Genomic DNA, 20,117 nt, shown 5'->3' with positions numbered 1-20,117 from the left:
ACCAGTTTATCTGATGGATCGATAGCCCCATATATGCCGGGACAATTCATTCCACTGGAGAGACCCGCTATGTCCATTCTTCTTGTAACCTCGAGCCCGCGCGGCGCTGCCTCGCACTCAACCCGCATCGCCACCGAATTCGCCGAGAAACTCCTCGCCGCCGATCCGTCGAACACGCTTGTCGTGCGCGACCTCGTCGCCAACCCGTTGCCGCATATCGATGCCGACTATTCAACTGGCATCTACACGCCCGCCGAAGCGCGCACACCGCGCCAGGCTGAAGTCGTCGGCGTCTCCGACGTCGTGCTCGACGAGCTGTTCGCCGCCGACACGGTGATCCTCGCCACCGGCTTCATCAACTTCAACATCTCCTCGACGCTGAAGTCCTGGGTCGATCACATCGCCCGTTCCGGCAGGAGCTTTGCCTATGGCGAGAACGGCCCCAAGGGTCTCGTCACCGGCAAGAAGGTCTATATCGTGCTAGCCTCGGGCGGCATCTATTCCGAAGGTGCTGCCGTCCAGTTCGACCACGCGGTTCCCTATCTGCGCGGCGTGCTCGGCTTCCTCGGCATGACCGATGTGGACGTCATCCGCATCGAAGGCGTCGGCATGGGCCCTGACGCGGTGACATCAGCGCTCGCCAAGGCGACCGCCAAGGTCGACGCCGTGGTGGCCGGCCAGCAGGTTGCCGCGGCCGCGTAGGTCGCGCCGCGCTCACCCCATCTGAATTGAAAAAGGCAGGCGCGTCAGCGCCTGCCTTTTGCTTGGCAAGCGGCGCGACAGGTTGCGTATGGAAAATGGATGTATTGCGCTGGATAGATTGCCGCGCAACGCCATTGGTTATTCTGCTTGTCTGCGTTATCGGTCGCAGATGTTCCTTTCCGTCGCCACAACGCATCGTCCGGCCACAGATCTCGGCTTCTTGCTGCACAAGCACCCCGAACGTCTGCACGAGACTGACCTATCCTTCGGCAAGGCTTGGCTGTTCTATCCGGAAGCGACCGACGAGCGTTGCGAGGCTGTGCTTCTGCTAGACGTCGACCCGATAGGGCTCGTGCGGGGCAAGGGTCAGGCAGAAGGCTTGCTGGACCAGTATGTAAACGACCGCCCGTATGCGGCATCGTCATTCCTGTCAGTGGCATTGAACAAGGCGCTGCGGACTGCGATGACCGGCATATCAAAGGAGCGCCAGCAACTGGCCGACAGCGACCTGCCGCTCGAAGCCGTGGTGACCCCACTGCCGATGCGCGGCGGCGAGGCTCTGGTCCGAGGTCTGTTCGAACCCCTGGGATGGGCCGTCGACCTGACGCCGATCGAAACTATTGGATCTGGCGCAGGCGGTCCCCGATATGGTCACCTGAGGCTGACTGGCACAGGCCGGCTGAGCGACTTACTCAACCACCTCTATGTCCTGATCCCGGTGATGGACGACGCCAAGCACTACTGGGTTGGCGAGGCCGAGATCGACAAGCTGCTGTCCAAAGGCGAAGGCTGGCTGGAAAACCACCCGGCCAAAGACCTGATCGTGCGCCGTTATCTGCGCAACCGAGGTGCGTTGGCCCGCATCGCCCTGGAGCGACTGGCCCCCGAGACGGCCGGTGAGGCCCTGCCTCCCGAAGCCCGGGTTGCGCCCGAGGAAGCGCTTGAGGCGCCCATCCGGCTGAATGACCTGCGCATGGACGCTGTGGTGAAGGCCATTCGTACGACCGGCGGGACCAGTGTTGCAGATTTGGGATGCGGCGAAGGCAAGCTGCTCTATCGGCTCGTGCGCGAGCGATGGGTTCAGAAGCTGTTCGGACTCGACCCCGCAGTTCGTGAACTGGAATGGGCTGCCAGGCGCCTCAAGCTGAACGAGTTCGGTGGACCGCCCGAGGGTCGGGTCACGCTGCTGCATGGATCGCTGACATATCGTGACAGCCGCTGGGCAGAAGCCGACGTTGCCGTGTTGGTCGAGGTCATCGAACATCTCGACGAAGACAGGCTGCCCTTGATCGAACGTGTGGTCTTCGGCGAGACGGCGCCCAAGTTCGTGATCGTGACCACTCCGAACGCTGACTACAATGCTTTGTTTCCCAATCTGGCCCCCGGCGCTTTTCGCCATCCCGATCACCGTTTCGAATGGAGCCGTGCTCGCTTTGAAGCCTGGGCGGCCGAGATCGGCGAGACCTATGGCTATGGCGCCGCCTTCAGCGGCATCGGAGCCGAGGACTCCGCGCTGGGTGCGCCCACGCAAATGGCGGTGTTCACGCGATGAGAGAACCCGACAAGACCGACCTCACCGTCCCCGACTTCGCTCTCGTCGTGCTGATCGGCTCGACCGGATCAGGCAAATCGACCTTCGCCGCCAGGCACTTCCTGCCGACCGAAATCATCTCCTCGGATCGCTGCCGCGCACTCGTCTGCGACAACGAGACTGATCAGGATGTCTCCGCCGACGCCTTCGATCTGGCGCGCGAGATTGCCGGCAAACGGCTCAAGCACCGCAAGCTGGCCGTCATCGACGCCACCAACGTGCGAGCCGCTGACCGCAAGGCCTGGATCGAACTGGCGCGCAAGTGGCACGCCTTGCCGGTCGCCGTGGTCATCGATCCCGGTGTCGACGTTTGCGTCGCTCGCAACGCGTTGCGACCCGACCGGCCATTCGGTGCCGGCGTGGTCCAGCGCATGACGACCGAAATCCGCAAGGGCCTCGGCGGCCTGCAACGCGAAGGTTTCCGTCAGGTCTGGAAGCTTACCAGCGAGGCCAGTATCGACGCGACCAGGGTCTCGCGCCAGCCATTGTGGACCGACAAGCGCGACGACCACGGTCCGTTCGACATCATAGGCGACATCCACGGCTGCGCCGACGAACTCCAGGCCTTGCTCGCTCAACTCGGTTACAGCGTCGCCTGGTCCCAAGATCAGGGCGAACGAGCCGTCACCGTAACGCCGCCGGAAGGCCGCAAGATCGTCTTTGTCGGCGACCTTGTCGATCGCGGTCCCAACGTGCCCGACGCCTTGCGCATCGCCATGAGCATGGTCGCAGCCGGAACCGCCTACTGTGTCCAGGGCAATCACGAACGCAAACTCAGCCGCTGGCTGGAAGGCCGCAAGGTGACGATCGCCCACGGCTTGCAGCAAACCATCGATCAGCTGGGCGCTCAGGACCGCGGCCTGCGAGAGGCGCTGCCGGCCTTCCTTGACAGCCTGCGCAGCCACGTCTGGCTGGACGGCGGACACCTCGCCGTCGCCCATGCCGGCCTCAAGGAAGAGATGATTGGACGCGGCTCCGGCGCTGTGCGCGAGTTCGCCCTCTATGGCGAAACCACGGGCGAAATCGACGAATTCGGCCTGCCCGTCCGTGCCGATTGGGCAGCAGCCTATCGCGGCAAGACGGCGGTGATCTACGGGCACACGCCGGTTCTGTCGGCCGAGTGGGTCAACAACACCCTGTGTATCGACACAGGCTGCGTATTCGGCGGCAAGCTGACGGCCTTGCGCTGGCCAGAACGCGAACTGGTCGACGTCCCGGCAATCCAGACCTGGTCCGAACCGATGCGTCCGCTCGGTGGGTCCTCCGGTCTGGGCAAATCGGCACAGGCCGACGCCGACGGCGTGCTCGATTATCAGGATGTCTCCGGGCGGCGCTGGATCGAGACCGAACTGAGGGGCCGGGTCGTCGTGGCCGAGGAGAACGCGTCGGCGGCACTTGAGGTGATGAGCCGCTTCGCGTTGTCGCCGCAGTGGCTGATGTATCTGCCGCCGACGATGTCGCCATCCGAGACCAGCAGCCAGAGCGGCTGGCTGGAACGCCCCGAGGAAGCCTTCGCTCACTTCCGCGAGCGTGGTGTCGCCCAAACCGTGTGCGAGGAGAAGCACATGGGTTCGCGGGCAGTGATCGCGCTGTGCCGAAACGCGCAGACGGCGCGTGACCGATTCGGCGTCCCCGGGAACGAGACCGGCGCAATCTGGACTCGGACCGGACGCTCCTTTTTCAACGATACCGGCATGACAGAGGCCTTGCTTGCCCGCCTGCGCGCCAGCGTCGGCGCTGCGGATCTGTGGAAGGAATTGCAAAGCGGCTGGCTGCTGCTGGACGCTGAGATCATGCCATGGTCGGCCAAGGCCAGCAGCCTGATTGAAAGCCAGTACGCCCCGGTGGCGACGTCTGCGGCCGCAGGCCTCCAAGCCAGCCGTGAGGCGCTGGCCCGTGCGATGGCGCGTGGCGTCGATGCGGCCGCGTTGGACGCTCGCCTTGAGGACCGGGCCGCTCGCGCGGCCAGATACGCCACCGCTTGGGCGCCTTACGTGTGGCCGGTCTCGGGCATCGAGGACCTGAAGGTCGCGCCGTTCCACCTGCTCGCCAGTGAGGGACGTGTCTGGTACGACCATGATCACGTTTGGCACATGACGCTTGCAGAGCGTCTGGCTGCCGGCGGCGGCGTGGTAACGCGAACACAATGGCGGGTGGTTGATCTGGCCGACGCCAGCGCTTGTGCGGAGGCTGTCGCCTGGTGGGAGACGCTGACCGGCTCGGGCGGCGAAGGCATGGTGGTGAAGCCGCGCGACTTCGTCAGCCGGAACAAGAAGGGGCTCGTCCAGCCGGCGCTGAAGGTGCGCGGCCGGGAGTATCTGCGCATCATCTATGGCCCCGAATACGACGCAACGGACAATCTCGTGCGCCTGCGGGAACGAGGCTTGGGTGGCAAGCGCAGTCTGGCGCTCAGGGAGTTCGCGCTCGGTCACGAGGCGCTGAAGCGATTTGTCGCCAGGCAGCCGCTACGGCGTGTCCACGAGTGTGTTTTCGGTGTCCTCGCGCTGGAGAGCGAGCCAATCGATCCAAGGCTCTAATCCATCCGAAAATCTTCTCGCCCTGCTCGTCGCCTGTATGCCCCTCTTGATTGAGATGTCGACACCATCACGCGGCCACATCAAGCTTCCTTTGCGTCGTCCTGCTGCTGTTCCGAGAGCGGCGGCAGCACGACGGCCGGATGGCGGCCTTCACGCAGCATCAGTCCAAGGCTGTAATCGACAGCCAGCTTCATCGCACCGAGCGCCGTGCCGCCGTCTTCCAGGGAGCTGACTGCGATCCGCGTCGGCCAGGCAAGTTCCGCCGCGACATGCGCGACATTTTCCGTCATCAGCGGGTTTCTGCCAACGCCGCCGCCAAGCACGATCAGGCCGGGGTCGAGCATGCCGATGCAGCCCGCCGCCAGCCTGCCGATATCGGCGGCATGGCGCGCCACGGCCGCCACCGCCGGCGGCGAGCCCTCCAGGGCACGCGCGAACAGATCCTTGGCCGAGTCCGGCGGTGCTCCTTCTTGTGCTGGCCAGTCGACACGGCAGCGCTCGATCAGCGCCCGCGAGCCGAGATAATGTTCGAGCCCTTCACGATAGGGCGACTCGCTGGCCGACCACGGAAACGGCATCCGGCCGATTTCGCCAGCCGCACCACCGGCGCCGCGAAACAAACGCCCCTCGGTGATGAAGCCGAGGCCAACCCGCACGCCAACCTGCAGGAAGGCGAAGGTCTGGTGGCCTTGCGCGGCACCAAAATGCATCTCGCCAATGGCCGCGCAGTTGACGTTGTTTTCCAGGATGATCGGCACCTCGATGCTGCGCCGCAGCAGGCCAAGAACGGCGGACGGCCCCCCGGGGCGGTCGAAACGATCGTTGGACACGATGCGCGGCACCGCCACGGCAATGGCGCGCAGCGCGCGAAAACTCCTGGCCACCCCAGCCATTGTGGCACGCGCCACCGACAGCACGACGGCACCGACCTCGTCGGCATCGCCGGCTATCGTCTCCGGGATGGGCTCTTCCGCCGACGCCAGCTTCTGTGCGTCCATCGAATAGGCCACGGCGCGCACCTGCGCGGCGCCTACATCGATGCCGATCGCGTAGCCCGCACCCGGGCCGATACCGTAGATCGTCGCCGTGCGGCCGATGGCGCCGCGCTCCAGCCCACGCGAGGCGACGAGGCCGAGCGCGCTCAGCTCCGAGACCGCCGCCGACATGGTCGGCTTCGACAGGTCGAGCATGGCGCCGAGCTTCGGCCGTGTCACCGGCCCGCGCGAAGCGAGCAGGCGCAGCACGGCGCGGGCGCTGTCGGTCAGATTGGGGATTTCCGCAGCCGCCATCTCAGCCGTTCGACCTTTGCCTGAAATCCTGTCTGCAGCCGGTGAAAGCGAGATTGCCGCCCCGACTCGAAAGCCGCATCCCTCTCTCAATGCCCCATTGCTAGCCGGTTTGGCAATTTCCACACTGCCCGGACAGGGACGTCAGACTTCCGTCGGCGACCACGGCTTCAGTTTGGTGTCGGTCTGGCGATAGCGGAACGTGATGTCGGTGAGCCCGGCCGCATCCTGCATGTCGCCGACGACGAGCTGGATGGCGATGATCTCCAATATGGCGTCCGCCATGGCGTTGCCGAGGGTTGGAATGGAGGTCACCACCAGCCTTTCGGCATCGGCGACATCCGTGCGCCTCGTCACCAGCACGCAAGGACAGCCGAAGCCGGCCATGTCCTGCGCGATCTTGACCTCGCGGCCGTCGCCGAGGGCGATCACGCCGGTGGCCGCATCCTGCGATTCCATCGGCCCATGCAGATAGTTCAGCGTATCCCATCCCGAGGCCGGCACCCGAACGGCTTCGCGGATCAGCATCGCCGCCTCGCCGGCATTGGCGAAGCCGACACCGGCGCCGACAATATCAATTGACGTTCTGCCCTGCAGCAGCCGCGCCGCTTGCCCGGCGGCCTGTTGTGCGCCGGAGAGGATGGTGGCGACAGCGCCGGGCAAACGCGTCCAGTCGAAACTGTTGCCGGCAAGCCTGTCGATCAGCATGCCGAGCGCCAGCAAGGTCCCTGTGTAGCCCGTCGAACTGGCCCCATTGTCGGCGCCCGAATCCGCGGCCAGCACCGCGCCGGTCAGACCAGCCAGCGGATTGTCGCTGCCCCGGCAGACCGCCAGGCGCGGCGCCGCTGATGCCTCGCGCATGACATCATAGATTTCGCGGCTCTGCCCCGAAGCCGACAGAGCGATGAAGGCATCGGCGGCTTCATCCGTGCGGCCATAGAGATCGGTCGGCGTATAGGCGAAAGCCCTGATGCCGGAGGCGCGCAGGTACAGCGCGCCGGCCAGCGCCGCCTGATAGCTGGCGCCGATGCCTGCAAGCCCGATCGTCTTGCCGGCAAAAGCGCTGAGATCGAGGCCCTCGAGCACCGCGGCCACCGAGCCCCGGCCGATCTCGAGACTTTCCGTCTGGCGCGCCACCGCCTGGCGATAACCGATACGCTTCTGCATTCAAATGACTCCAATTTGTGAGGACAACCCTTGGCCGACGAGCAGTCGCCTGGCCAAGGCGACCGCGCCAAGCACCGGCGGCTCGCGCAACAACAGCACCTGGCTCGACGGCGACACTTTTGCCATGGTCTCGACGAATGCCGTCATCAGCATCGGCTGCTCTGAAATGACACCGCCACCGGCCACGACAAGGGCGGGATTGGCGCCGCGTTCGATCAACGGTTCGACCAGTGCGGCAAGCCCTGCCCCGCCTTCCCGTATGACGCGGGTTGCCAGCACCGAGCCGGCGATCGCCGCATCGAACACGGCGTTGGCATAACGGCCCCAGACCGCCGCGCCACGCGTTTCGTTGAGCAGGATACCGAGCTTGGTCTGGTCGTCGGTGTTGAGTTCGCGCATCAGCGCGGCAATCAGCGGATCGCCCTGCTGACCCCGATCGAGGCTGTGCCGGATCGCCTTCGCGGCCTCGCGCACCAGGGCCGGCGCGCTGCCCTCGTCGCCGAGGATCCAGCCCCAGCCGCCGGCCGCCAGCATCTTGCCGTCAGCCGTGCGCGCCACCGCGATGGAGCCGGTGCCGGAGACGACACCGATGCCATCGACATGGCCGGCGGCCGGCACCATCAGCTCGGCGTCGTTGACCACTTGCACCGCGCCGCCGGTCCTGTCTGCCAGCAGCGCCTGGAAGCGCAGGCATTGTTCACCCGTGTCGCAGCCATGGGCGCCGACCGCCAACGCGGCGGGCGCGACGCCGCCGCACAGATTGGTGACGATGCCGGCCAATGTCGTCGCATCGGTCTCCATCTGGCGAATGCGCCAGCTCTCCGTCACCACCACCTCGTCGGCGACCATGCGCTCGCCCAGATACGCCATGATGCGCGTCTTGGTGCCGCCGATATCCACGCCTGCAATGATTTTCTGGGTCACCGATGTCCACCGCGCACGCCGGACGAAGCGGGTTGCCGCGTCCAATTCACATTAGTTAGGAAACTTTACAAACTATCTTTCCAGACGGCAAGAACTATGATTTGATAATCGTCGTAAAAAGCGCATCAAGCGCGATTGGGAGATTGCAACATGAGCAGGAGAAGGATGGGACTGGCCCTCGCGGCCGCGTCTTTCGCATGGGGATTGGCCGCCGGCGTGGCGCATGCAACCGACATCTCGTTCTGGACCTGGCGCCAGGAAGACAAGGCCGCCTACAACGAACTTTTCGCCGATTTCACCAAGGAGAACCCGGACATCCATGTGAAGTTCGAGTCGTTCCCGGATGAGAACTACCCGACCATCGTCTCGACGGCGCTGGCCGCCGGCAAGGGTGGCGACGTCATCCACACCCATGCTTACGGTTGGCTGGAGCAGTTCGTAAAAGCAGGCTATTTCGAGCCGCAGGATCTGACCACCGTCCCCTCGCTCGCCAACCAGCCCGCCGATGCGCTGGTGGCCGGCACCTACCGCGCCGACAAGAAGGTCTATTCCCTGCCCTTCGCTTCGCAGACGCTCGGTCTGTTCATCAACAAGGACGTCTTTGCCAAGGCCGGGCTGACGCCGCCGACCACATGGGACGAATTCATCACCGTCAGCAAGGCGCTGAAGGACAAGGGTATTTATCCCCTCGCCAACGGCATGGGCACCAGCTGGTTCAACGAGATGTTCGTTGCCATCTTCACCAACCCGTTCCTCGGCCAGGATTTCGTCAGCGACCTGACGTCGGGCAAGACCACCTTCAAGGACCCGCGCTATGTCGCGGCACTCGGCAAACTGCTCGAACTGCGCGACTACATGCCTCCCGGTTTCGAAGGCATCGACTACGACACCGCGGGCCAGCTGTTCATCAGCGGCAAGGCGGCGATGCTGGCCGGCGGCAGCTTCGACATCACCACCTACAGGAGCCAGAACCCCGCCATCAACATGGACTTCGTCGCCCCGCCCATGGCCAAGGCCGGCGATACACCTGAGGTGACCAAGTTCTTCGATGGCGGCTATGCCGTCAACGCCAAGTCAGCCAACAAGGAGGCGGCGCTCAAGCTGGTCAACTGGATGGGCACCAAGGAGTTCGGCGACAAGTTCTCCGCCCTTCTCGGCAACATCTCGCCCATCAAGGGCGTCGTCATCAAGGACGAGCTGCTCGCCCATGTCGCCAAGTTGAACGAAACCGCCATGCCGCATATCAATGTCGTCTACTTCCGTTTCGAGAAGCCGACGGGATCGGAACTGCTGCAGGGCGACATCACCAAGATGATGTCGGGTTCGATCACCCCGGACCAGCTGGCCGCCGACCTGACCGACGGCCTCGCCAAATGGTACAAGCCTTTCCAGGGCAAGTGACATGAACATCGGCCGGCGCCACACCACAAAAGCCTTTCCGTGGCGCCGGTCACTCTGGATCGCGTCCCTGCTGACACCGGCCCTGGTGGTCATGGTGCTGTTCGTCCTGTGGCCGCTGCTCTCCGCCTTCCGCCTTGCCTTCTATGAGTTCAACGGCTTGCAGCCGACCGGATTCATCGGCTTCGAAAACTTCCGCAAGGTGTTGTTTGAACAGCCCTATAGCGGCTGGACCTACAATGCGCTGAAGCACAACATCATCGCTTTCGTGGCGCTGATGGTGTTCGAGAACGGCACCGCCTTCCTGCTCGCCTATTCGCTGCTGAAGGCGCTGCCCGGTCACCGCATCCACCAGGTCATCGTCTTTCTTCCGGTCGTGCTGTCGGCGGTCATCGTCGGCTTCCTGTGGAAGCTGTTCCTGCATCCGCTGTTCGGTCTGGTGAACCAGACGCTGGCGCTGGTCGGCATCGGCGCCGTCCCCTGGCTCGGCAATGAATCGACGGCGCTGGGCAGCGTCCTGTTCGCCAACATCTGGCACTGGCTAGGCTTCCCGACACTGGTGCTGCTCGCCGGCATGCAGCGCATCAGCAAGGAAGCGATCGAGGCCGCCCGCCTCGACGGCGCCGGCGACTATGTGCTGATGACCCGCATCATCTGGCCGCTGATCGCGCCGAGCATCACCATCGTCACCATCCTGACCTTCATCGGCAGCTTCAATTGGTTCGAGATCCCCTATGTCATGGCTGGCCTCACCGGCTCGCCCGGTGGCGCGACGGACGTGCTCGGCCTCTATTTCTACCGCACCGCCTTCGGCTCGACGACGACAGGCATCCAGGATTTCGGCCAGGGCAGCGCGCTGGCGGTGATGATGTTCATCATCGTTGCCGGCGTCACCGCAATCGCGCTTCGCTACCTGCGCCGTCGTGAGATCGAACTGTGAGCGCAGCGGTCGGCACCAGGGAGCCCGGCGAGCTGTTGAAGAACGGCGCCATCCAGCTGATGCTGGCGATCAACGCCGTCATCATGATCTATCCGCTGTTCGTCATGGTGATGTCGTCCTTCAAGACCAATGCTGAGATCTTCAGTTCACCCTTCGCCCTGCCGGCGCATTTTTCGTTGGCCAATGCCGAACGTGTGTGGAGCGAAACCAATTTCGTGCGCTACCTCGCCAATTCGGTCAGCATCACCGCGGCCGCGGTGATGCTGATCCTTCTGTTCAGCACCATGGCCGCCTATGCGATTGCCCGCTACCAGTTCCGGCTGAGCGCGCTGGTGCTGATGTTTTTCCTGAGCGGCATGACCGTGCCGCTGAAGCTGGCGATCATTCCACTGTTCATCCAGCTGGATTCGCTTGGCCTGGTCGACAGCTATGCCGGCCTGGTGCTGGTCTATGTCGCCATGGGCATTCCCTCGGCGGTGTTCATCATGACCGGCTTCCTCAGGACCTTGCCGCGCGAGCTGGAAGAGTCCGCGCGCATGGACGGGGCCAGCGAATTCCGCATCATGCGCTCTATCATGCTGCCGCTGGCGCGCCCGGCACTGGTCATCGTCGCGATCCAGAACGCGGTTCCGATCTGGAACGACTTCTTCTTCCCGCTGGTGCTGATCACCTCGGACAATCTCAAGACGCTGCCGCAGGGCCTCACCGTCTTCGTCGGCGAGTTCACCACCGACTGGGGCGTGCTGTTCACCGGGCTGACACTGGCGGCATTGCCGATCACGCTGCTCTACATCGTGCTGTCGAAGCAGTTCATCTCGGGCATCACCCAAGGCGCGGTGAAATAGGAGCGGTCAAACAAACGAGGATCCTTTCAAGTGGCGAACCAGAACAAGATCATCATCACCTGCGCGGTTACCGGCTCGATCCACACGCCGTCCATGTCGCCGCATCTGCCGGTGAGCGCGCAAGAGATCGCCGACGCCGCGATCGGGGCGGCCGAGGCGGGTGCGGCCATCGTCCACCTGCATGCGCGCAATCCCGCCGATGGCCGGCCCGACCAGTCGACCGAGGCCTTCGCGCCCTTCCTGAAAGTGATCAAGCAGCGCTCCAACTGCGTGGTCAACATCACCACCGGCGGTGCCGCGACGATGAGCGTCGAGGAGCGGGTCAAGCCGGCTGCGACCTTCGCGCCGGAGGTTGCCTCGCTCAACATGGGCTCGATGAATTTCGGTCTCTATCCCATGCTCGAACGCTTCAAGACATTCGAGCACGACTGGGAACGGCCCTATCTCGAAGGATCGCGCGACCGCATCTTCCGCAACACCTTCGGCGACATCGAACACATCCTGCGCACCTGCGCGGAAAACGGCACGCGTTTCGAGATCGAATGTTACGACATCGGCCATCTCTACACGCTGGCCCATTTCGTCGGTCGTGGCCTGGTCAAGGCGCCGTTCTTCGTCCAGAGCGTGTTCGGCATACTGGGCGGCATCGGCACCCATCCGGAGGATGTCGCGCATATGAAGCGCACCGCCGACCGCCTGTTCGGACAGGACTACCACTGGTCGGTGCTGGGTGCCGGCCGCAGCCAGTTGCCGATCGCCACCCAGGCGATTGCACTCGGCGGCAATGTGCGCGTCGGGCTGGAGGACTCGCTGTGGATCGGCAAGGGCCAGCTGGCGAAATCCAACGCCGAGCAGGTGAAGAAGGTGCGCCAGATCATCGAAGGGCTGGGCGCCTCGGTCGCCACCCCCGACGAGGCGCGGCAGATCCTGCAGCTCAAGGGCGGCGACGAGGTCTCTTTCTGAGGAACAACAAATGAGTGCGGTCACCATATCCGATGTCGAGAAGGCCTATGGCAAGGCGCGGGTCATCCACGGCGTGTCGGTTGATATCGCGTCGGGCGAATTCGTCATCCTGGTCGGCCCGTCCGGTTGCGGCAAGTCGACCTTGCTCAGGATGATCGCCGGGCTGGAGGATATCAGCGCCGGCGAAATCGCGCTCGACGGCAAGGTCATCAACGACGTCGCGCCGAAATCGCGCGACATCGCCATGGTGTTCCAGAACTACGCGCTCTATCCACATATGACGGTGCGCGAGAACATGGCTTTCGCGCTGACCCTGAAGAAGACCGACAAGAGCGAGACCGACGCCAAGATCACGCGCGCCGCGACGATCCTCGGCCTGCAGGATCTGCTGGACCGCTACCCGCGCCAGCTCTCCGGCGGCCAGCGCCAGCGTGTCGCCATGGGCCGCGCCATCGTGCGCGATCCCAAGGTCTTCCTGTTCGACGAGCCGCTCTCCAACCTCGACGCCAAGCTGCGTGTGCAGATGCGCACCGAAATCAAGGCGCTGCACCAGCGCCTGGGAACCACCATCGTCTATGTCACCCACGACCAGGTCGAAGCCATGACCATGGCCGACAAGATCGTCGTCATGAATGGCGGCATCGTCGAACAGGTTGGCGCCCCGCTCGATCTCTATGACCGGCCGGCCAATCTGTTCGTTGCCCAGTTCATCGGCTCGCCGTCGATGAACATCTTGCAGGGCCGCACGACCGCGGACGGCTTCACGGCCAGCGACGGCATCGTGTTTCCCTTGCCGGCGCTGGGACAGGGCGAAAGCGCTTCTGCCTGGGGCATCCGGCCCGAACATCTCAGGCTCGCCGATAGTGGCGTGCCGGCCGTGGTCGAAGTGGTCGAGCCGACCGGCTCTGAAACGCTGGTCATGGCCAGAGCCGGCAACAACACGCTGAGCGCGCTGTTGCGCGAGCGGATTCCCGTGATGCCTGGCCAGCAGGTTTTCCTGGCGCCGGACCTGACCCAATTGCATCTGTTCAACACCAAGGGTCGGCGCATCACGTCCACCATTCAGTGAACGCAGACGCTGGCCTGGCTGCCGGAGGCTTAGCCTATGAGATGCCTCAGCAGACCTGCCGAAGCGACCCCGATCAACACGGTCGGCAGCATGGACAACCGCGTAGCCGCGACGAAAGTAATAGCCAGTGCCAGAAGATCCGCCGGGTTCCGCGACACGAAGGCTGGCGCGATGACCGAGATCAGCACGCAGCCGGGTGCCGCCTCCATCACCGCCGTGGCGCGCGCGCTGAGCATGCGGTTGCGCAGCACGACATAGCCGCCGATCCGCGTGAGATAGGTGACGCCGGCCATCAGCAGGATGGTGAGGAGGGTGGCCATGTCGATCATGCGTCACCTGCCATCAGCCAGGCGGCAAGCAGCCCCGACACCGCGCCCGCCGCGACATACCAGGCGCCGGGAACGAAGAGATAGACAAGGGCCGCAACGACCAGGCTGACCAGCCAGGGCCGCGCCGCCGAAACACTTTTCCACATGCCGCGCATCAGCACCAGGAAGACTGCCGGAAACGCCATGTTGAACCCATAGGTCTCGACATGGCCAAGCATCGGGCCGAGCAAAGCGCCCAGCGTGGTGAAGCCCACCCAGGTCAGATACATCGCCAGGGCCGCGCCCAGATAGTAGCGGGGGCTGAAGGCCGGCGTGATGCCCGCCGCCGCACGCCGTTTGGCGTCGGCCAGGCCCAGCGCCCAGCTTTCGTCGCACAGGAAGAACAGCGCCGGAAACACCTTGCTTCGCGGCAGGTCGCGTAGGAACGGTGCCAGGGCCGCGCCCATCAGCAAGTGCCGGCTGTTGACCAGGAAGGTGATGGCGACGATGAGCAGGATATGCGGCGGCGACGTCCACAACTGGATGGCCGCGAATTCCGAGCCGCCGGCGAAATTCAGCCCCGTCATCATGGACAATTCGACCGGGCTCAGTCCTTTCTGGGTCGCCTGGGCGCCAAGCACAAGAGCATAGGGAATGGTGCCGAACAGCACCGGCGCGCAGGACGCCACGCCGCGGCGGAACTCCGACCCCGAGCCATCGCCCGCCGCTTCGACTGCCTGTGAAATGCTCATGGCTTGCCATCGGCCGACCTCGTGGCCGCCGCTTCCCTGCGTTTGAACTCTCGTGATACCGGCGGCAAATATACCCACACTTCTCCGCAATTTGGTTGCGAAGATCGTTGTATATCGTCAAATTTTGGCATCTGATGTCACATATGGCCAGTAAAATGGAATTGTGAGCCATGAAGCTCGACGACATCGACAAACGCATCCTGCGCGCGCTGCAGCGCGACGGCCGCATGGCCAACAACGATCTGGCCAACGAGGTCGGCCTGTCGCCCTCGCCTTGCCTGCGGCGCGTCAAGCTGCTGGAGGAAGCCGGCGTCATCGACCGCTATGTCGCCGTGCTCAACCCAGCCAGCATCGGCAAGGGCCTCACCTTCTTCACCCGCATCTGGCTGAAGGCACAGGACGAGGATACGATCGAGCATTTCGCCACCGAGGTCGCCAAGCTGCCCCAGGTCATGGAATGCTATCTGATGCTGGGTGACTGCGATGCCATGGTGCGCGTGGTGGCGGCCGACATCAACGACTATCGCCGCTTCCAGTCGGAGCATCTCAGCCGCATCAAGGGTGTCCAGAACGTCAAGACCGACGTTCCCAGTTGGACGATCAAATACACGTCGGAATTGCCGATCTGAGGGGACGGCAGAACGGTCCGTTCCAGACTGGATAAAAAATGCAACCGGATTGTAGGATCGTCTTCCGTGCCAGCGTCCTTCGGACGCAAGCAGCGCTCAGAGCTGCCCTCTGGCATGGGAGATTTGCATGAACCTTTCCTATCGTTGGGTCATCGTCGCGGCAGGCGCGCTGATGTCCTGTGTCGCCATCGGCACGATGTTTTCGCTGGCGATCTTTCTCGAACCGATGGCGCTCGACACCCAGTGGTCGCGCGCCGGCATTTCAAGCGCCATGACGCTCAACTTCCTGGTCATGGGCCTTGGCGGCTTCGCCTGGGGTGCCCTCTCAGACCGCTTCGGCGCCCGCCTCGTCGTGACGATCGGTGCGGTGCTGCTCGGGCTGGCGCTGGTGCTGGCCAGCCGCGCCGGCTCGCTCCTGACTTTCCAGATCACCTATGGCGTCCTCGTCGGACTTGCGGCCAGCGCCTTCTTCGCGCCGATGATCGCGCTGACCACGGGTTGGTTCGATACCCACCGCGGCCTTGCGGTTTCGCTGGTCTCGGCCGGCATGGGGGTTGCCCCGATGACGATCTCGCCCTTCGCCCGCTGGCTCATCTCGGCCTATGAATGGCGTGCCGCCATGTTCGATATCGGCATCATGGCCTGGGTGCTGCTGCTGCCGGCGGTGTTGTTGGTGCGCCAGCCGCCCAAGTCCGCTGTTGCGGATGCGGCTTCCGCGCCGGTCGCCGAGGGTGCGGGCATGAGCGTCGGCCAGGCGCTGCGCTCGCCGCAGTTCATCGTGCTCGGGCTGACCTTTTTCGCCTGCTGCGCGGCCCATTCCGGCCCGATCTTCCATATGGTGAGCTATGCCATGCTGTGCGGCGTCGCCCCCATGGCGGCAGTCACGATCTACAGTGTCGAGGGTCTCGCCGGCCTGGGCGGCAGGCTTCTCTACGGCGTGCTGGCCGACCGGCTCGGCGTCAAGCCGGTGCTGGTCGCGGGCCTCGCGATCCAGGCGATCGTCATCGCCGCCTATCTAACGATCAGCCAGCTCGACCAGTTCTATATGCTGGCCGTCATCTTCGGCGCCACCTATGGCGGCGTCATGCCGCTCTATGCCGTGCTGGCGCGCGAATATTTCGGCCAGCGCATCCTCGGCACCGTGTTCGGCGCCGCCACCATGCTGTCCAGCCTCGGCATGGCCTTGGGACCGCTCGCCGGCGGCATGATATTCGACGCCTACGCCAGCTATCACTGGCTGTTCATCGGCTCGGCCCTGATCGGGCTTGGGGCGGCGGGCATAGCAATCGCCTTCCCGCCGCTGCCGCGACGGGAATTGCAGATGGCATAGGAAACCGCTGCACCTAGAAAACAAGGAACAATCCCGGGACTTTACCCGGGATTGTTGACACGCAGGAAATAGCTTTGCAGCACGGTGCGAAACTTCTGCATCGTCTTTTCGGTGGTCTGCGAATCGGCCGCAGCGAAGCCCATGACAAGACCGTTCTGCTCCGTGCCATGGCGGTACTGGATCGACAGTGCCGAGACATTGATGCCTTGCTGGAGGGCCGCCTCGGCAACCGCCCTGTCGCTGCATCTGCCGCGGAAAATCCCGACGACCTGGATGCCGGATTCGGTGGTGTGGAAATCCAGCCATTCCCCGAGATGCCTCTGCGCGCTTTCCAGGAAGAACTGCCGCCTCTCCGCGTAGAGACGCCGCATGCGCCTGAGATGGCGGGTGAAATGGCCTTCATTCATGAAGTCCGCGAGCGCGGCCTGGGTGAGCAAGGGGGCGAACTGGCCGCTGACGCTCAGTGCCGAGACGATCGTGTGATCGATCGCCTTGGGCGCCACCATGAAGCCGAGGCGCATGGCCGGGAAGAGGATCTTGGCGAAGGTCCCGACATACACCACGCGGTCTGACGCGCCGATGCCTTGCAGGGCTGGGATAGGTTGTCCCTGAAACCGGTACTCGCCGTCATAGTCGTCCTCGATGATCCACGAGCGCCAGGTCTCGGCCATGTGCAGGAGATTGAGCCGCTGTTCCATCGGCATGGTCATGCCGAGTGGGTGATGGCAGGAGGGCGTCACGAAAATCATGCGCGGAATGACATCAGGCGGATCAAGGTTCCAGCCTGCATTGCTGACGCGCAGGGGCGCCAGTTTCGCGCCGGCCGAGACGAAGGCCGAACCGGCGCCGTAATAGCCCGGCTCCTCCATCCACACCGTGTCGCCCTCATCGATCAGCAACCGGGCCAGCAGATCGAAAGCCGACTGGGCGCCATTGGTCACCACGATCTGCTCGGCGGTGCACTTCACGCCCCGCGAGGCGGTAAGGTAGCGCGCTATCGCCTCGCAAAGCGGCGGATAGCCTTTGACGTGATAGGTGCCGAAAAGATCGATATGCGCGAATTTGGCGCGGCGGCTGAGCAGTTTCGACCAGGTGTTGAAAGGAAAATTGTCCGGATCCGGCATGCCGGGATGAAATGCGAGCATGCCCGGCCGGCCATGATGATAGGGTTGGGCGAGCATCGTCTGCCCGCGCAGCGATAACGGATTGGCGTCCTCGACTGACACGTGTTCCGCCACCACTGAACGGGTTGGCAGGTCCATGACCACCGAGGGCCTGCGTGGCCGTATGGCGAGGTAGCCCTCCAGCGCGAGCTGGTCGCAGGCGGCAATCACCGTGTTGCGCCCCACATTCAGATCCCGCGCCATGACCCGTGTGGAGGGCAGCGCATGGCCGCTCGGCAGCACGCGCCGTTCGATCAGGCCGCGCAACTGGACATAGAGCTGCCGGTGCAGATTGGCGGGACTGTCGCGATCCAGGGCGATGCCGTCGATGGGAAAGCTGGTCTTCATCTGGTTCCCAAAAATCAATGGAATCTGGTTCTAACAATGGAACCAAAGGCGTCCTAGGCTCAAGAAAAAAGCGTTCGGATTCAGATGGGGCTGGCCGATGCAGTGCATAAAAGTGGGAGTGATCGGGGCGGGCGGCGTCGCCCAGGTCGAGCACATACCGAACCTGCTCAAGCTGCACCGGCGGTTCAGGATCGTTGGCGTCTACGATCCGTCGCGCAAGGTCCGTGCCTTCGTCGGCGAGGAATTCGGCCTCGAGACATTCCCCGATCTCGACGCGCTTCTCGCGATGCCGCTCGATGCCGTGGTCATCGCCTCGCCGGACGCGCTGCACCGCGAACAGAGTCTCGCCGCCTTCGCCCGGGGGCTGCATGTCTTCTGTGAAAAGCCGCTTTGCTACAGCGCCGGAGACATCGACGAATTGATCGCCGCCAGGGACCGCGCCGGAAAGGTGCTCCAGGTCGGCTACATGAAGCGTTTCGACCCGAGCTACGAGGCGGCGCTGAAAATGCTGCCGGGCACGGCGCACACACTTCGCTACATTTCGGTCGAGGTCAACGATCCCGACGCCTGGCCCTTCATCCGGCACACCTCCACTTGTCGGGGTGACGACGTCGCGGAGGGGTTGGTTGCCTCGACCGAAGCCAGGCAGCGCGAGCAGGTGGACCGCGCGGTGCCCGGCATCGATGATCCCGACGCCTTTCGAGGCTTTGTCGGCGCCTATTGTTCCTCGATCGTCCATGACGTGAACGCCGTGCATGGGCTCCTCGATGCGCTCGGTGTCGCTGACGGCGAAATTGTCGGCGCCTCGTTTTTCGCCGGAGGCGAAGGCGGCCAAGGCACTGTCCGGCTGCTCGACGGCCAGGCGCTGTGGACCATGGTGCATGTCGCCATTCCGAGGCTGCCCGATTATCGCGAGCGCATCACGCTCTACTTCGACGACGCCTCGCTCGAGCTGGAATTCCCCTCGCCCTATCTCAACCACCAGCCGACGCGGCTGACGGTTCGCACCGGCAGCGGCCACACGCTTTCCAGCGCGGACATCCGCAACGGCTACGAAGAGGCGTTCGTCGAGGAGTTGAAAGGCTTCTGGTCGGCGATCGTCGAAGGCACGCCCGTGCGCAACACCGCCGAGCATGCCCGCCGCGACATGACGCTGCTGGCCGGCCTCGCCCGCCATCACCTTGCCCAGTCGAAGCAATCAGGAGTTCGCCCGTGAAGGTTCGCATCGGCATCAATCCGATCACCTGGACCAATGACGACGTGCCGGAACTCGGCGGCGACACGCCGCTGGAAGTGTGTCTCGCCGAAACCAGGCAGGCCGGCTATTCCGGCACCGAACTTGGCGGCAAGTTTCCGCGCCGGTCGGCCGAGCTGAAGCCGATCATGCAGCGCTATGGCCTCACGGTGATTTCCGGCTGGTACGACGGCCGCTGCGACGAGAAGGATGTCGGCGCGGAGATGGATGCCGTCACGCCCCATCTCCAGCTCTTGAAGGACATGGGGGCCGCCCATGTCGTCTATGCCGACACTTCGCGCGGGCGCCACAACGCCATCTGGGGGCCGATCTCGCAGCACCCTGCGCTCAGCCCGGACGAATGGCCGGCCTATGGCCGCAAGCTGACTGCACTCGCTGAAAGAATGGCGGATTTCGGCGTGCGCATGGCCTTTCACCACCACATGGGAACAATCGTCGAGACCGATGCCGAGGTCGGCCTGTTGATGCGCCACACCGGCGAGGCGGTCGGCCTGCTCTACGACACCGGCCATTCGGTCTTTTCGGGCGGCGACCCGCTGGCCTTGATCAACGCCCATGTCAAACGCGTCGTGCATGTGCATTGCAAGGACGCACGCAAACCCGTGCTTGATCGCGCCCGCGCCGAGGACATGAGTTTCATGGGTGCGGTCATGGAAGGGATCTTCACCGTTCCCGGCGACGGCTCCATCGACTATCCCGCCATTTTGCGCGTGCTGGCCGACAATGATTACAGCGGCTGGCTGGTCGTCGAGGCCGAACAGGATCCCAGCAAGGCCAACCCGCTGACTTATGCGACAATGGGCTTCCGGAACCTGTCGCGCATGGCGAAGGGAGCCGGATTTACCGTCATCGAATGATTGGGGCCGCGTGCGGCCCCCAAGGAACCAGTGCTGAGGAATGGAACTGGAAT

Annotated in this window: 18 protein-coding genes; 12 read left to right on the top strand and 6 right to left on the bottom strand. The window is 64.0% G+C overall.

Annotated elements, in window-relative coordinates; genetic code table 11:
* Positions 1–69: 69 nt before the first annotated feature.
* The 3 genes from EB231_RS12760 (at position 70) to EB231_RS12750 (ending at position 4,830) form a co-directional block, all read left to right on the top strand.
* A complete protein-coding gene (locus EB231_RS12760) occupies positions 70–702 on the top strand; it encodes an FMN-dependent NADH-azoreductase (RefSeq protein WP_140774591.1) in 633 nt (210 codons plus the stop codon).
* An 88-nt stretch (positions 703–790) separates the two neighbouring features.
* On the top strand, positions 791–2,254 hold the full coding sequence (locus EB231_RS12755) for a 3' terminal RNA ribose 2'-O-methyltransferase Hen1 (RefSeq protein ID WP_246741016.1): 1,464 nt from the start codon (positions 791–793) through the stop codon (positions 2,252–2,254).
* Positions 2,251–4,830, top strand: coding sequence for a polynucleotide kinase-phosphatase (locus EB231_RS12750; RefSeq protein ID WP_172349111.1), 2,580 nt, complete (start codon positions 2,251–2,253; stop codon positions 4,828–4,830). The genes EB231_RS12755 and EB231_RS12750 overlap by 4 nt, the downstream gene beginning before the upstream one ends.
* Before the next feature lie 80 nt (positions 4,831–4,910).
* Here EB231_RS12750 and EB231_RS12745 read toward each other — a convergent pair whose 3' ends face one another.
* The 3 genes from EB231_RS12745 to EB231_RS12735 all read right to left on the bottom strand — a co-directional run bounded on the left by EB231_RS12745 (position 4,911) and on the right by EB231_RS12735 (position 8,207).
* Positions 4,911–6,119 (bottom strand): ROK family transcriptional regulator, encoded by a 1,209-nt coding sequence (locus EB231_RS12745; protein WP_172349110.1) that lies wholly within the window; start codon positions 6,117–6,119, stop codon positions 4,911–4,913.
* 141 nt (positions 6,120–6,260) lie between these two features.
* Positions 6,261–7,283: an SIS domain-containing protein gene (locus EB231_RS12740; RefSeq protein ID WP_172349109.1), complete on the bottom strand. Its 1,023-nt coding sequence runs from the start codon at positions 7,281–7,283 to the stop codon at positions 6,261–6,263.
* Positions 7,284–8,207 carry a BadF/BadG/BcrA/BcrD ATPase family protein gene (locus EB231_RS12735; protein WP_246740926.1) on the bottom strand — a complete coding sequence of 308 codons (924 nt, stop codon included), beginning with the start codon at positions 8,205–8,207 and terminating at the stop codon, positions 7,284–7,286. It lies immediately after the preceding gene.
* Positions 8,208–8,357: 150 nt separating this feature from the next.
* Here EB231_RS12735 and EB231_RS12730 point away from each other — a divergent pair, with 150 nt between their 5' ends.
* The 5 genes from EB231_RS12730 to EB231_RS12710 are packed head-to-tail and all read left to right on the top strand — an operon-like array spanning position 8,358 to position 13,422.
* Complete coding sequence (locus EB231_RS12730; RefSeq protein ID WP_172349108.1) at positions 8,358–9,608, top strand: extracellular solute-binding protein; 1,251 nt, start codon at positions 8,358–8,360, stop codon at positions 9,606–9,608.
* Between the two features lies 1 nt (position 9,609).
* The gene (locus EB231_RS12725) at positions 9,610–10,545 is read left to right on the top strand and encodes a carbohydrate ABC transporter permease (protein ID WP_172349107.1); all 936 of its coding nucleotides are present in this window, start codon (positions 9,610–9,612) and stop codon (positions 10,543–10,545) included.
* Positions 10,542–11,390, top strand: a complete 849-nt coding sequence (locus EB231_RS12720; RefSeq protein ID WP_172349106.1) for a carbohydrate ABC transporter permease — start codon at positions 10,542–10,544, stop codon at positions 11,388–11,390. Before EB231_RS12725 ends, EB231_RS12720 begins: the two co-directional genes overlap by 4 nt.
* A gap of 30 nt (positions 11,391–11,420) precedes the next feature.
* On the top strand, positions 11,421–12,353 hold the full coding sequence (locus EB231_RS12715; protein WP_172349105.1) for a BKACE family enzyme: 933 nt from the start codon (positions 11,421–11,423) through the stop codon (positions 12,351–12,353).
* Between the two features lie 10 nt (positions 12,354–12,363).
* A complete protein-coding gene (locus EB231_RS12710; RefSeq protein WP_172349104.1) occupies positions 12,364–13,422 on the top strand; it encodes an ABC transporter ATP-binding protein in 1,059 nt (352 codons plus the stop codon).
* Between the two features lie 29 nt (positions 13,423–13,451).
* Here the strand turns inward: EB231_RS12710 and EB231_RS12705 are convergent, their stop codons facing one another.
* On the bottom strand, positions 13,452–13,751 hold the full coding sequence (locus EB231_RS12705) for an AzlD family protein (RefSeq protein ID WP_172349103.1): 300 nt from the start codon (positions 13,749–13,751) through the stop codon (positions 13,452–13,454).
* Positions 13,748–14,482, bottom strand: coding sequence for an AzlC family ABC transporter permease (locus EB231_RS12700; protein WP_172349102.1), 735 nt, complete (start codon positions 14,480–14,482; stop codon positions 13,748–13,750). Before EB231_RS12700 ends, EB231_RS12705 begins: the two co-directional genes overlap by 4 nt.
* A 170-nt stretch (positions 14,483–14,652) precedes the next feature.
* On the opposite strand from EB231_RS12700, the gene EB231_RS12695 reads away from it, so the two are divergent.
* Positions 14,653–15,111, top strand: coding sequence for an Lrp/AsnC family transcriptional regulator (locus EB231_RS12695; RefSeq protein WP_172349101.1), 459 nt, complete (start codon positions 14,653–14,655; stop codon positions 15,109–15,111).
* Between the two features lie 127 nt (positions 15,112–15,238).
* Positions 15,239–16,441: an MFS transporter gene (locus EB231_RS12690; protein ID WP_172349100.1), complete on the top strand. Its 1,203-nt coding sequence runs from the start codon at positions 15,239–15,241 to the stop codon at positions 16,439–16,441.
* 41 nt (positions 16,442–16,482) lie between these two features.
* Here the strand turns inward: EB231_RS12690 and mocR are convergent, their stop codons facing one another.
* Positions 16,483–17,952 (bottom strand): rhizopine catabolism transcriptional regulator MocR, encoded by a 1,470-nt coding sequence (gene mocR, locus EB231_RS12685; protein WP_172349099.1) that lies wholly within the window; start codon positions 17,950–17,952, stop codon positions 16,483–16,485.
* A 97-nt stretch (positions 17,953–18,049) separates the two neighbouring features.
* On the opposite strand from mocR, the gene EB231_RS12680 reads away from it, so the two are divergent.
* Entirely contained in the window at positions 18,050–19,168 is a 1,119-nt protein-coding gene (locus tag EB231_RS12680; RefSeq protein WP_172349098.1) for a Gfo/Idh/MocA family protein, read from the top strand.
* Entirely contained in the window at positions 19,165–20,064 is a 900-nt protein-coding gene (gene iolE, locus EB231_RS12675) for a myo-inosose-2 dehydratase (RefSeq protein WP_172349097.1), read from the top strand. The genes EB231_RS12680 and iolE overlap by 4 nt, the downstream gene beginning before the upstream one ends.
* Positions 20,065–20,117 lie beyond the last annotated feature (53 nt).

Source organism: Mesorhizobium sp. NZP2298 (genome assembly GCF_013170825.1).
GTDB lineage: Bacteria > Pseudomonadota > Alphaproteobacteria > Rhizobiales > Rhizobiaceae > Mesorhizobium.
Note: the sequence above shows the minus strand (reverse complement) of the source record. Positions and strands in the feature narration are given on the sequence as shown.

What these genes read in the sequence shown, in the direction of transcription:
- mocR (WP_172349099.1), bottom strand. Translation starts at nt 17,952, where the DNA reads ATGAAGACCAGCTTTCCCATCGACGGCATCGCCCTGGATCGCGACAGT.
- EB231_RS12740 (WP_172349109.1), bottom strand. Translation starts at nt 7,283, where the DNA reads ATGCAGAAGCGTATCGGTTATCGCCAGGCGGTGGCGCGCCAGACGGAA.
- EB231_RS12750 (WP_172349111.1), top strand. Translation starts at nt 2,251, where the DNA reads ATGAGAGAACCCGACAAGACCGACCTCACCGTCCCCGACTTCGCTCTC.
- EB231_RS12760 (WP_140774591.1), top strand. Translation starts at nt 70, where the DNA reads ATGTCCATTCTTCTTGTAACCTCGAGCCCGCGCGGCGCTGCCTCGCAC.
- EB231_RS12755 (WP_246741016.1), top strand. Translation starts at nt 791, where the DNA reads ATGGAAAATGGATGTATTGCGCTGGATAGATTGCCGCGCAACGCCATT.
- EB231_RS12700 (WP_172349102.1), bottom strand. Translation starts at nt 14,482, where the DNA reads ATGAGCATTTCACAGGCAGTCGAAGCGGCGGGCGATGGCTCGGGGTCG.
- EB231_RS12690 (WP_172349100.1), top strand. Translation starts at nt 15,239, where the DNA reads ATGAACCTTTCCTATCGTTGGGTCATCGTCGCGGCAGGCGCGCTGATG.
- EB231_RS12745 (WP_172349110.1), bottom strand. Translation starts at nt 6,119, where the DNA reads ATGGCGGCTGCGGAAATCCCCAATCTGACCGACAGCGCCCGCGCCGTG.
- EB231_RS12680 (WP_172349098.1), top strand. Translation starts at nt 18,050, where the DNA reads ATGCAGTGCATAAAAGTGGGAGTGATCGGGGCGGGCGGCGTCGCCCAG.
- EB231_RS12725 (WP_172349107.1), top strand. Translation starts at nt 9,610, where the DNA reads ATGAACATCGGCCGGCGCCACACCACAAAAGCCTTTCCGTGGCGCCGG.
- EB231_RS12695 (WP_172349101.1), top strand. Translation starts at nt 14,653, where the DNA reads ATGAAGCTCGACGACATCGACAAACGCATCCTGCGCGCGCTGCAGCGC.
- EB231_RS12705 (WP_172349103.1), bottom strand. Translation starts at nt 13,751, where the DNA reads ATGATCGACATGGCCACCCTCCTCACCATCCTGCTGATGGCCGGCGTC.
- EB231_RS12730 (WP_172349108.1), top strand. Translation starts at nt 8,358, where the DNA reads ATGAGCAGGAGAAGGATGGGACTGGCCCTCGCGGCCGCGTCTTTCGCA.
- EB231_RS12710 (WP_172349104.1), top strand. Translation starts at nt 12,364, where the DNA reads ATGAGTGCGGTCACCATATCCGATGTCGAGAAGGCCTATGGCAAGGCG.